10 protein-coding genes are annotated in these 12,742 nt (G+C 45.2%); 2 read left to right on the top strand and 8 right to left on the bottom strand.

Going from position 1 to position 12,742, the window contains the following annotated elements; translation table 11 throughout:
• Nucleotides 1–77 precede the first annotated feature (77 nt).
• The 7 genes from NAF19_RS01685 to NAF19_RS01655 form a co-directional block, all read right to left on the bottom strand.
• Nucleotides 78–1,268, bottom strand: coding sequence for a glycoside hydrolase family 130 protein (locus NAF19_RS01685; RefSeq protein ID WP_252788009.1), 1,191 nt, complete (start codon nt 1,266–1,268; stop codon nt 78–80).
• A 218-nt stretch (nt 1,269–1,486) separates the two neighbouring features.
• The gene (locus NAF19_RS01680) at nt 1,487–3,319 is read right to left on the bottom strand and encodes a sodium:solute symporter family protein (protein WP_252788008.1); all 1,833 of its coding nucleotides are present in this window, start codon (nt 3,317–3,319) and stop codon (nt 1,487–1,489) included.
• Between the two features lie 209 nt (nt 3,320–3,528).
• Nucleotides 3,529–4,407: an AraC family transcriptional regulator gene (locus NAF19_RS01675; protein WP_252788007.1), complete on the bottom strand. Its 879-nt coding sequence runs from the start codon at nt 4,405–4,407 to the stop codon at nt 3,529–3,531.
• Between the two features lie 168 nt (nt 4,408–4,575).
• A complete protein-coding gene (locus tag NAF19_RS01670) occupies nt 4,576–6,057 on the bottom strand; it encodes a PAS domain-containing sensor histidine kinase (protein WP_252788006.1) in 1,482 nt (493 codons plus the stop codon).
• 185 nt (nt 6,058–6,242) lie between these two features.
• Nucleotides 6,243–6,914, bottom strand: coding sequence for a DNA alkylation repair protein (locus NAF19_RS01665; protein ID WP_252788005.1), 672 nt, complete (start codon nt 6,912–6,914; stop codon nt 6,243–6,245).
• A gap of 136 nt (nt 6,915–7,050) precedes the next feature.
• Nucleotides 7,051–8,175: a 4-hydroxyphenylpyruvate dioxygenase gene (gene hppD, locus NAF19_RS01660; RefSeq protein ID WP_252788004.1), complete on the bottom strand. Its 1,125-nt coding sequence runs from the start codon at nt 8,173–8,175 to the stop codon at nt 7,051–7,053.
• An 85-nt stretch (nt 8,176–8,260) separates the two neighbouring features.
• Nucleotides 8,261–9,418: a homogentisate 1,2-dioxygenase gene (locus tag NAF19_RS01655; RefSeq protein WP_252788003.1), complete on the bottom strand. Its 1,158-nt coding sequence runs from the start codon at nt 9,416–9,418 to the stop codon at nt 8,261–8,263.
• A 644-nt stretch (nt 9,419–10,062) separates the two neighbouring features.
• Between NAF19_RS01655 and NAF19_RS01650 the strand changes: the two genes are divergently transcribed.
• Complete coding sequence (locus tag NAF19_RS01650) at nt 10,063–11,061, top strand: fumarylacetoacetate hydrolase family protein (RefSeq protein WP_252788002.1); 999 nt, start codon at nt 10,063–10,065, stop codon at nt 11,059–11,061.
• Between the two features lie 39 nt (nt 11,062–11,100).
• Nucleotides 11,101–11,994 (top strand): flavin reductase family protein, encoded by an 894-nt coding sequence (locus NAF19_RS01645; protein WP_252788001.1) that lies wholly within the window; start codon nt 11,101–11,103, stop codon nt 11,992–11,994.
• 128 nt (nt 11,995–12,122) lie between these two features.
• Here the strand turns inward: NAF19_RS01645 and NAF19_RS01640 are convergent, their stop codons facing one another.
• Nucleotides 12,123–12,728 carry an HAD family hydrolase gene (locus NAF19_RS01640; protein WP_252788000.1) on the bottom strand — a complete coding sequence of 202 codons (606 nt, stop codon included), beginning with the start codon at nt 12,726–12,728 and terminating at the stop codon, nt 12,123–12,125.
• Nucleotides 12,729–12,742 lie beyond the last annotated feature (14 nt).

Raw genomic sequence — 12,742 nt, 5'->3', positions numbered from 1 at the left:
ATTTTTTAAAAATGCTCCATAGTTGTTGGTGTGTGTTACAAGGATGCTGGTTTTTGAATTAAAAATCAAATAATCCTTTAATCAGGCGAATCATGGTTCAGACAAACATTTCCATCAATCAACCTGCTCAACGTATTCACCGATGAGGCCGACCGCAAACCATCCGCTGGAGTATTCATTACATAATCAACCAACTTGTCGATGGTGCTGGTGGCTACATGCATGCGGGTATCTGATGATGCATAATAAATGTAAACCGTCCCGTCATCATCGGCTATCCATCCGTTGCAGAATACCACGTTTGACACATCGCCCGTGCGTTCTTCACCTTCGGGAGCTAAAAAATAGCCGCCCGGCTTGTGCAGTACTTTGGTTAAATCGTGCAGGTCGGTCATGAACATATACAGCACATAGCGCAAGCCCGCGGCAGTATTACGTACCCCATGCGCCAGGTGCAGCCAGCCTTTTGCTGTTTTTATGGGTGTTGGTCCCTGGCCGTTTTTGGCTTCATAAACGGTGTGGTAATTTTTATTGTCGATGATGGTTTCCTCGTCAACACGGGCGTTTTCCATAGCGTCGGTTAAGCCAAAACCTATGCCGCCACCTTTGCCTGCGCTGATAAAGCCATCCTGCGGGCGGGTATATAACGCATACTTATTATCCACAAACTCCGGGTGCAAAACCACATTGCGCTGCTGGGGCGAATTGGTTATCAAATCGGGCAGGCGCTGCCAGGTAAGTAAATCTTTGGTGCGTGCAATCCCGCAGGCCGCAACGGCCATGCTCTGGTCGTAAGCGGGTGCATCAGGGTCGCGGCGCTCGGTGCAAAACAGGCCATAAATCCAGCCGTCTTGGTGCGCGGTTAGGCGCATGTCGTACACGTTGGTGTCCGGCTCATCGGTTTCCGGTAAATCAACCGGGTACTCCCAAAAGGTAAAGTTGCTGATGCCGTCCAGGCTTTCGGCCACTGCAAAGAATGATTTCCGGTCGGCGCCCTCAACCCGCACCACCATTAAATATTTACCGTTAAGCTTTATCGCCCCGGCGTTGAACGTTGCGTTTATACCAAAACGTTCCATTAAATACGGGTTTGTCTCTGGGTTTAAATCATAACGCCAAAACAGTGGCGTATGTGCAGCAGTTAACACCGGGTTTTTATAACGGTCGAAAACGCCGTTGCCCAGTCCTGCAATTTCGTTGGGCTTTTTAAGCAACTGCCGGTGCTCAATATCCAGCAGGTTAAGGCGTTTTTCAAAGTCTGTTGTCATATTGTATTTTGTGCTTTGTAATCATTTTTGTGTTTTGCTGAAAACGTATATTGAAGCTTCTCACATTGGCTTGTCTTCGCCTCACCCTGCCCTCTCCAAAGGAGAGGGTTCTAAAAAACGAGCAAAGCTAAAGTCCTCTCCTTTGGAGAGGACTTTAGGTGAGGCGACCAAGTCATGTGAATTCGGTTTACATATTATCCCCTTAATCCCATCTCCAATCAATATTCCCCCAATCTATTCCACCATGTCTTCTTCAATATCAATATTATCACCGCCAGTATCCCTATAGTTACCAGCAGCGGCATATGCTGCCCCAGCACCAGGTACATGGGTAAAATGGTGAGGCAGCATTGCGCCATGGTACCAATCACCACGTTGAACATATTGACCTTAAAGTTTTTGTTGGATTGAAATTTGGGGTCGTCAGCCAGTACAGCCTGCTTAACCGGTTCCCAAAATCCCCATGGCCTGACATTTGAGTAGAATGACTTTAACACCGTCATATCTGTTGGGGGAGTAGCATAAGCACCGATGATTGAACCCGCCAGCGAAAGTGCAAACAATACCGGGAACCAGTACAACAATTCCCCATCGGGAATAACTACTGACGATACCATTGCCGCGGCTATACCGGTGAGCATCCCCCAAAAAAATCCGCTGGCATTAAAGCGCCACCAATGCCATTTTAATACGTTTGATGCAATGTAGCCACCATAAAGCGCCGATACTATCCATTGCAGCATGCTGTTGATGTCTTTCACAAAAAAGCCCAGCATTACGCCAACTGCCACTACAATAACGCCGACGATGTAGTTCATGGTTATTATCTTTTTTGGCGACGCGTCAGGGCGGACGTATTTCAGGTAAATATCATTTACAATATAAGCCTGGGCTGCATTCATGGTGCCGCTAAAGGTGCTCATAAAAGCCCCGAGTAATCCGGCCAGCAACAGTCCAACCAGCCCCACAGGTAAAAAGTTATTGATAACAGCAGGGAGTATACGCTCAAAATCAATTTTCCCGGCGCCATCATTTAAATTCATTTGGTGATAAAATATCAGTCCCAATATGGTAAGGCTGATGATAAGCGTGTACCTGATAGGCAGCAGGATAATATTTACAAAGCCGCTCATTTTGCTGGCTTCTTCAGGCGAGCGGGTGGAAAGGATTTTCTGCATGTCGTAGTTCGGCGCCGGGCCGGCCACAGCAGCAAAAAAACCTTTAAAAGTCATCATCATAAAAAACAGGCCGAATAATGAGTAGCCGTCGCTTTTTATTTTGGCATTAACTTCGGTAATTATGCCCGACCAGTTTAACCCAAGGTGCGAACCAAAAAACGGACTGAACCAACCATTTGGCACATTTAATGGGTGACTGCTTAACTGCCCGGCTGCTATAAAACCTATCCAAACGCAGGCCACAGTCATTACCCCGTATTTCACCATATCGCCAACTACGATGCTATGCATACCGCCCAGTATGGAGTAAAACATGGCAAACAACGTAAATATGATGCCGTACACATGCGGTACATATTGCGGGGCAACGTTAAAAGGGATGTAACCCTTTATCATATCCCAGGGCACAAAAATTTCGATAAACTTACCCAAGCCTATAAAGCCGTAGGCCATAAAAGCGAGGCAGCTCAATAGGGCAAAGGCGATAACCACGATCTGCGAAGCTGTTACGCCCGGTCCTGTTTTGCCAAAGCGTGAGGTAAGCCACTCGGCCCCGGTTGCAGCATTTGAGCGGCGAAGCCAGCGCGAGAGGTACATCATTAAAAAAACCTGGTTAAACACCGGCCAAAGCCAGGGTATCCAGATGCTTTTCATGCCATAAACAAAGCACAGGCTCACCATCCACATGGTGCCGCTGATGTCGAACATATCCGATGCGTCGCTCAGGCCAAGCTTATACCAGGGCAGCGATTTGCCGCCAAGCATATAACTTTCCTTATTTTCCCGAGCTTTTTTGCGGTACCACAACCCGATAAATATGGTGCTTAGCAGGTAGGCTGCTATTATGGCAATATCAATGGGGTTGAGCTTCATTCGGTTGATTTGAAAATTTGATGATATGCTGATTTGAAGATTAGCTGCATCAAAATGGTTAAATAATTGGTAAGCCTAAAGTAGATTTATTAACAGCGGTTATCTAATACTTTTTTAACCATAAATTTCAATTATTTCACCACCTTCAAATTTTCAATCGCGAATGTTAGTCTTTTTCGCCATTTTCAAATCTTCAAATTAGCACATCTTCAGATGAAGACACGGTTCCCGGTATACGTTTCCCTAAACTCTTTGGGGATGCATAGCTTTTTGCGTTTAAATATCCTGTTGAAGTTGGAAATGTTATTAAAACCGCATTTGTAGGCTATTTCGGCAACTGTGGTTGTTGAATCTATGAGCATCCTTGAGGCATGGCCAAGGCGTATTTCGTTCAGGCTATCGATAAAAGTTTTGCCGGTGCGCTTTTTTATAAAGCGACTGAACGAGGCTTCGGGCATATTGGCAATGCGGGCAACTTCGGCCAGGGTAACCTGCTTGTTGTAGTTGTTGTTCATATGCTCAAACACTTTTTCGATGCGGCGGCTGTTGTAAAAAAACTTTTCGTTGGTAAAACCGGAGTCGGATAACACCTTCATATTGCGCGAGATAGAAAGGTCGTGCAGGATGGATAACAACTCCAGCACCGAGTCGAAGCCGGTCTTTTTATCGAGGGCTAATATGCGGCCTTTAAGCGCGGTTATGGTTTCTGGTGTAAATACGATCCCTCGTTGCGAGCGCTCCAGCATACTTTTTAAGAAACTCAGCTGGTTGCGTTTCAGGAATTTTTCGTCAAATAAATCTTTATGAAACTGTATAGTAATTTCAGTTATTGCCTCGCTCTGGCATTGGTTGGTAAACCAGGCATGGTACAGGTTTGGGCCTATCAGCGCCAGCTCCAGGTCATCAATTACTTCAATATTTCCCCCAACCACGCGTTTGGCGCCTTTTGCATTCAAAATCAGGTTCAATTCATACTCCTCGTGATAGTGAAGCGGGAAATCAAACTTTTTTTTAACCCTCGAAAAAATGGTAAAGCAATCGCTTGGTGTTAGCGGGGTAATTTCGCGCATTACGTTGCTCGTAGTCATAATCTAATTTTAGTGTGTAAATCGGTCAAATTGGTGATACGAATTTAACACTTTAGTTGAATAATCAGATGAAGTTGGACTAAGTTTTTTAGGGGGCATGCGGCTGGTAGCTCAGTATTACAGCCCGGCAGTGCCGATGTTAAGTTCCGGGAAGACTTTTTGAAATGGTTATACCAAACGGATGGTGAACTTGGTGCCCACATTAACGGTACTATCCAGCTTAATAGTGCCACCCATTGATTCGATTTGGTTGCGGGTGATGAACAGGCCGATACCTTTCGCGTCGGTGTTTTGATGGAAGGTTTTGTACATGCCAAATACTTTGTCGCCATAACGGTCCAGGTCAATGCCGATGCCGTTATCTTCAAATAACATGTAGATATGGTTATTATCCTTTATGGTGCGGCAGGTAATAACCGGTTGCCTGTCCATATGGCGGTATTTAAGTGCGTTGGTAAGCAGGTTTTGGAAAATGCTTTCCAAATATGCCGGTATGTATTCAATAACCGGGCATTTGGTAAAGTCGTATTCAATTTTTGCATCGGTTGCGTCAATATTGCTTTGAAGGGCCGACATCACGTTTTTAAATACTTCTTCAAATTCCAACGTTTTGCGCTCCTTGTCGATATCGGTATGTATCATCACAATCTCGTTAAGGTGCTCAACGGTAGTAGCCAAACTGGCGCTTATCGATTTGATATGCGCAAACACTTCGGCCCTGTCTTCGGCCGACTCACTTTCCTGGTGCAGGTTAACCATAAACTGCAAATTGCCCGAGTGCGAACGCAGGTTGTGTGATACAATGTAAGCGAAATTTTGCAGGCGTTTGTTTTGATCATTCAGCGAGGCGATGGATGCCTGCAGGGCGATGCCTTTCTTTTTGATGCTGTCAATATCCTGCAGTATACCCCTTATTTTAACACATTTACCATAATCATCAATAATAGGCAGCCCTTTGGCGCGTACCCAAATCAAATTATTTTTTGCCGAGCGGAACATCAGCTCCAGATCGTACGGCTTGCAAAATTTTATGGCGTTGTCAATGGCATCGTTTATCAGCGGGCGATACTGGGGCTCAAAAAAACTAACCGCTTCTTCAATGCTCAGTTTTAGCTGGTCGTTTAGTTCGTAAATATCAAAGGCTTCTTTCGATAGCCAAAGGCTCATTGTAGGCACATCAATTTCGAAGCCACTTATTTTGGCGATGGTGCCTGTTTCGTTAAAAAGGAAATCGTTTTGTGCCGAGCGCAGGCCCAGTATTTTTGATTTGTTGATGTTTACCAGCGAGCCGGTATATTTTGGTGCGCCGTTATCATCCCACTTATTGGTAATGCTTTCAAACCATTGGTAGCCCGATGTTTTGGTTAACAGCCTTATTTGTACAGTATTGCTTGACTCGGCGCTGCGTGTGTGAAGAGCCTTTAAAAAAACAGGCTTGTCATAGTGATAAAGCAGCTCGTCTAAAAAAAAGTTGTAGGAACACTCTATCTCCCCGGGTACGTACCCAAGAATTTTATAGAAACCGGCAGACCATTTAACCTCTTTTGTATTGACGTTAAACTCCCAGATCCCCGCGTTTAATTGATCAATTATTTGAGCAAGATGGGCGGCATCGTCTGAATAAAAGTCGTTCCCCACGGTAATGCTCATATTGTTATCCAACTCATTTTGTTATAATCAACAGCTACAGGGTTAGTAATAGAAAATTCTATGCCAAAGCCGGCCGGGAGCGAAACCGGCGAGCCTGCTTAATACGAAAACCACCCCGAAATGGTTAGCAATAATATGTAAAATGTTATGAGGTTAAACAATTTGGAGGGCAAAATCGACAAAACTTAACCATTAATTATCAATGGTTTGCCTGATAGTTCATTTAGTGCATCAGAGGCTATCCACCTGGCACTCTTAGTGTTCTGTAATAAAATCCGTTGGGCGGTTTCAACGGCATGGGTCCGCAGCGTATTGTTTCTTTTACCGATTTGCCGCAAGGCCCAGTTAATCGCTTTCTTTACAAAATTGCGATTGTCCCATGCTTCGCGTTCCATTATAGGGAAAAAGGCCAAAAATGAATCGTCAGGGGCTTTTTTATGGTGAATGGCGAACTCGGCCATTAGCACAAAACCTGCACGTTTTACAAATACTTCGGTACTGTTGGTGTACTCAATTGCCTTGTTTAGCGCAAAGCTCGTTCTGTATAATAGGTTGCCGCAAACCTGGTCACAGATGTCCCACGAGTAAAAGTCGTGTACCCATTCATCGGCTTGCTGTTCGGTAAATTGTTTCGGGTCGGCTATCATCGAAGCGAGCAGCTTTGCTTCGTGAATATTTATTTTCCACAAGGCAAGTGCAAGGTCATGATTGGTCTTTATTTCCTTTGCTATCTTCCTCAATTCGGGGAGGGGGATACCCAATGCGGATTGGTTGTCAATCCCAAAACGCTTCATGCCGGCATGGTGTTTAGCGTTTGATTTTTGTTTGAGAATGGAGATTATTTCGTCGACGGTCATGACAGAGAAAAAGCCGGACTTATGCCCGGCTTAAAAATAGCGAATGATGACGGAAGTCAGAAATTGGAGGTCCGATATTTGAACACAATCGATACCGTGGTTATCTCTGACATCTGACCTCTGTCATCCGAACCTCTTACAAATTCCCTCTTAATTCCTGCTCTCTTTCGATCGCTTCAAACAGCGCTTTAAAATTACCCGCACCGAATGACTTTGCACCTTTACGCTGGATGATTTCGAAGAACAGTGTTGGCCTGTCTTCAACTGGCTTGGTGAATATTTGCAGCAGGTAGCCTTCGTCGTCCCGGTCGACCAAAATGCCGAGCTTTTTCAATGGCTCCAGGTCCTCATCAATATGACCAACGCGGTCAATGAGTTCATCGTAATACGTTGTCGGTACAGTTAAAAACTCGATGCCACGGCTCTGCAGCGTGGTAACTGTGTTAACAATATCATTGGTTGCCAGGGCCAGGTGCTGTACGCCTTCGCCTTCGTAAAATTCAAGGTATTCTTCAATTTGCGACTTCTTTTTACCTTCTGCCGGTTCATTTATCGGGAACTTTACAAAGCCATTTCCGTTGCTCATCACCTTGCTCATCAGGGCTGAATACTCGGTCGAAATCATTTTATCATCAAAAGTTAAAATGTTACGGAAACCCATAGTCTCCTCGTAAAAATTAACCCACTCATTCATCTTGTGCCAGCCTACGTTGCCTACACAATGGTCGATGTGCACCAGGCCTGTTGGTGTTGGATGGTAGCCCGAATCCATCTTTTCGTAATGTGGTAAAAACGCGCCGGTATAATTTTTACGCTCCACAAAAAGGTGAACGGTTTCGCCATAAAGCTTTATCCCGCTGGTGCGCACTTCGCCAAATTCATCGGTCATGGTTTGCGGCTCCTGGTATGGTTCTGCGCCGCGACTGGTAGTTTGGTAAAAAGCATCGTAAGCATCATCAACAGATAATGCGAGGATTTTTACCCCGTCGCCATGTTTTTTAATGTGCTCGGCAATCGGGTGGTCCGAGTGCAGCGGCGTTGTCAGCACCAGGCGTATTTTTCCTTGCTGTAACACGTACGAAGCGCGGTCGCGCATACCAGTTTCAGGCCCGGCATAAGCCAAATCTTGGAAGCCGAAAGCGGTTTTGTAATAGAAGGCTGCCTGCTTGGCGTTGCCTACGTAAAATTCAACGTGGTCGGTACCGTTAAGCGGTAAAAAATCAGTTGTTTTTTGTTGTTTATCTATGGTAAGTGTTTCCATTTTTTAATTGGTGAATTGGTGATTGGGTGAATTAGTGAATTAAAAGATTTAGAGGCTTTCGCCTTTCAGCTTTTTACCTTTCACCTCAACTCACCCAGCTTTTATAATAATTTTCGTCTTCTATTTTTATTGCGTCTTCGGTTAGCATTAATGGCCTAAAGGGGTCTATCATTACGGCCAGTTCGTCAGTTGCTTCTTTGCCTATCGATTTCTCTACAGATCCAGGGTGAGGGCCGTGCGGTATGCCGCCAGGGTGAAGGGTTATTTGCCCTTTAACCACACTTTTACGGCTCATAAAGTCGCCATCCACGTAGTACAATAGTTCATCGCTGTCTACGTTGCTGTGGTTGTATGGCGCTGGTATAGACAACGGGTGATAGTCAAACTTCCTTGGTACAAATGAGCAGATCACAAAGTTATGCCCTTCGAATGTTTGGTGCACCGGCGGCGGCTGGTGCAGGCGCCCGGTTATCGGCTCAAAATCATGTATCGAAAATGCCCACGGGTAATGAAAGCCGTCCCATCCTATAAAATCAAAAGGGTGGGTGCCGTAGATGTATGGATAAATCAGCCCCTGTTTTTTTATCAGGATTTTGAAATCGCCTTTTTCGTCGTGGGTTTCCAGATCGGTGGGCCGTTTAATATCGCGCTCGCAATAAGGCGCTTGTTCCGTTAGCTGCCCGTAGGCATTGGTATAGCGTTTGGGTATGCGGATAGGGCTAAAACTTTCAGTTATAAACAGCCGGTTATCGGGCGTGTCAAATTCCATTTGGTAAATGGTGCCGCGGGGGATGATCAGGTAATCGCCGTATACAAATTTGATATTGCCATAGCCGGTTTTTAACGTTCCGGAGCCTTCGTGTATAAATACCACCTCGTCGGCCTGGCTGTTTTTGTAAAAATAGTCGGTCATTGACTTGCGCGGGGCCGCCAGTGAAATATGCAAATCGCTGTTCACCAGTACTGGTTTGCGGCTTTTTAAATAATCGTCTTCAGGCTCAATTTTAAAACCTAACAGGCTCGTGTGCTTCAAATGCTTTTCACGGGCAATTTTGGGCTCAACAGAATATGGCTCGCCCAGTTCTTTTACAAGGGTAGGCGGGTAGCAATGGTAAACCAGTGAATACAGGCTGCTAAAGCCCTCGGTCGATACCAGTTCTTCGGCATAAAGCGTACCGTCCGGCTTGCGGAATTGCGTGTGCCGCTTTGGCGGAATAGCTCCTAATGTATGGTAAACAGGCATGTTTTTATGTTGAAATGTTAAAACGTTTTAAAGTTGAAAAGTTGTAAGGTTGAAATGTTATCAACTAACTTATTATCAGCAATATAAATTAAACAGTTTTATAATAGAAATAGTTTTAGCTGAACGTGCCAGGTAGAAAACCTTACAACTTTTCAACCTTAAAACCTTGCAACAAACTAATACTGCGCCAGAACAATTTTAGCGAGCACGGCATCCCTGAAAGAAGAAGCATCACTCATAGAAGTGAGGCCCAGGGAAAAAAGAAAATGCCTTTGTATGCTCATAATTTGGTTATACAAAGTTAGGGTAATTTTTTCTATAAAAGCAAGGGAGTCCGAAAGTCGGAAAAGACAGGAAATCCCAAAAACAGATATTGGTTTAGAAGTTTTAAAGAGCCATCGGCTCGGCCCATGTTGTAGCGCCGGGTTTCAACCCGGCGTAATTGATAAGAGGTTTTAAAGAGCCATAGGCTCGGCCAATATTGTAGTGTCGGTTTTTACCCGGCGACGAGAAAGCTGCAGCCATAACACACCATGGGAACATTCCAACTTTACAACTTTTCAACCTTACAACAATTCCAACCACTACAACAATTACAACCTAATTCCTTAGCTTTGACGGCAACCACCAATTATTATAATCGTATGAAGCTAGTTTCCTACAAAACAGAAGACCGCGAACACCTGGGCGTTTTTATAAAAGGGCATATTTATAACCTTAACTCGTGCGATAAGCTGATCCCCGATAACATGAATGAATTTTTATGGGGCGGCGATGAGCTAATGGAACGCGCGCAAAAAGTAAATGCTGCAATTGCTTCCGGCAAAATGGAAGCTAAGGAAGAACTGTTTTTCGAGATGCTGGCGCCAGTGCCGCACCCGACGAGTTGCAGAGATGGCTACGCTTTCAGGCAGCATGTGGAGTCGGCCCGCAGGAACAGGGGCGTGGGGATGATAGCAGAGTTTGACCAATACCCGATATTTTACTTCACCAATCATAATGCCATACAAGGCATCGGAGAAATTGAATGTATGCCCGACCACTTTGAAAAACTTGACTTTGAGCTGGAAGTGGCCGTTGTGCTTAACAAAAAAGCCCGCAACATTAAAGCTGCCGATGCGGATAGCCTGATTGCAGGTTATATGATTATGAATGATATGAGCGCCCGGACTTTGCAGATGGAAGAAATGCTGCTTAATCTTGGCCCGGCTAAAGGAAAAGACTTCTGTACCGTTATAGGCCCATGGCTGGTAACTCCCGATGAGTTGGAAAAATACAAAGTAGCGCCAAAAGCCGGCCATACCGGTAATGCTTATAACCTTGAGATGAAATGCGTGGTTAACGGCAAGCAGGTATCACAAGGCAATATGGCCGATATGGACTGGACATTTGCTGAAATAATAGAACGTTGCGCTTATGGCTGCGACGTGTTGCCGGGCGATGTTATCGGCTCGGGCACTGTTGGTACCGGCTGCTTTCTGGAGCTTAACGGCACAGGCTTGCTAAATGACCCGAACTACCAAACCCAATGGTTGCAACCCGGCGATTTGGTGGAAATGGATGTAACCGGCCTGGGCATGCTGGGTAATGTAATTGAGAAGGCGGATACTGACTTTTCAATATTGAAGCTAAAGAAGAAATAATCTTCAAGCGTTTCAACCTTACAACTTTTCAACAAAAGAATGCTTACGCTCAAGACATCCAATTTATCGCCTGTTCAAATACAGGGGTTGCTGAATTGCGCCGTGGCACCGCGGCCAATTTGCTTTGCGTCAACCATCGACGCGGAAGGCAACATAAACCTTAGCCCATTCAGTTATTTTAATATTTTTAGCGTGAACCCGCCGATTTGTGTTTTTTCGCCTTCGCGCAGGGTGAGAGATAATACCATCAAACACACGCTGGAGAACATTAAGGAAGTGCCTGAATGCGTAATCAACATCGTTAATTACGATATGGTGCAACAGGCATCATTGGCAAGTGTGGAGTATCCAAAAGGCATTAATGAATTTATAAAAGCAGGCTTCACTATGCTACCGTCTGACCTGGTTAGGCCGCCAAGAGTTGCGGAGTCGCCGGTGCAACTGGAATGTGTGGTAAAAGATATTATTTCGTTGGGTGAAAACGCCGGTTCAGGTAACCTGGTGATTGCCGAAGTGAAGCTAATTCACATCAGCGAAGCTGTTTTGGGCGATAACGGCAAAATTGACCAGCGAAAGATGGACCACGTGGCCCGCCTGGGCGGCGACTGGTACTGCCGGGTTACAAACGATAATCTTTTCGAGGTGGCAAAGCCCGTCAGGACCGTGGGTATCGGTGTGGATGCTATTCCTTTTGCCATACGAAATTCAAAAGTGCTTACCGGCAATAATTTGGGGCAGTTGGGAAATGTGGAGCACTTGCCTGCTGATGAAGAAATTGCGGGATATGCACAATTACCTGAGATAAAGGCGCTGTTGAATGCTACTATGGGCGATAGCCAAAACCGTGAACTGCAATTACATTTGAAAGCTAAGGAATCGCTGGATATGGGTAATGTTGACGAAGCGTGGAAGATATTGTTGATGAAACCTTAAAAAGCCCGTTAAATCCATTTTGTCATTGCGAGCGAGGAACGAGCGCGGCAACCGCGAACTTTACAGGGCGGCCTCGCAAAGTTCGCGATTGCTTCGTCCCTCGCATTGACAAAGTTTTGTAACGCTAATTATAAGATATTTAACTCACTCAATTTCTCCCTCAAAACATCCGCGCCAGTAAAATGTATCGATTGTATTCCCAACTTTTCAGCTGCTAAAATATTGCGGTAGTTATCGTCAATAAACAAAGCTTCTTCTGCTTTAACATTATGCCTATCCAGTAATAACTGGTAAAACTCCGGCGCAGGTTTACGCATTTTTTCGGCGCCTGATACTACAATACCATCAAACCAATGCAAAAACTCAAATCGCTCCAACGCTACCGGGAACGTCTCGGCCGACCAATTGGTTAGCGCATATGTTTTGTATTTGCCACTTTCTTTCAGCTCTTTAAAGAGCTCAACCGTATCATGTAATGCGTTGCCCAGCATCTCTTCCCAGCGGCCATAAAATGCACGGATGTTTTCCTCATGCTCCGGAAATTGTTTAACCAGTATTTCGGTGCCCTCAGCGAGCGGGCGGCCGGCATCTTGTTCTTCGTTCCAGTCGGAAGTGGTTATAGTGGCGAGGAAGTTTTTCATTTCTTCTTCGTCGCTGAAAATGGTGCGGTACATGTAATGCGGGTTCCAGTCAATTAAAACTGCGCCAAGGTCGAAGATGATGGTGGTTATCATGGGGTAAAAATAAA

It is taken from the genome of Mucilaginibacter flavidus (assembly GCF_024055575.1).
Classification (GTDB): Bacteria; Bacteroidota; Bacteroidia; order Sphingobacteriales; family Sphingobacteriaceae; genus Mucilaginibacter; species Mucilaginibacter flavidus.
This window is presented reverse-complemented; position numbering and strand designations above follow the sequence as displayed.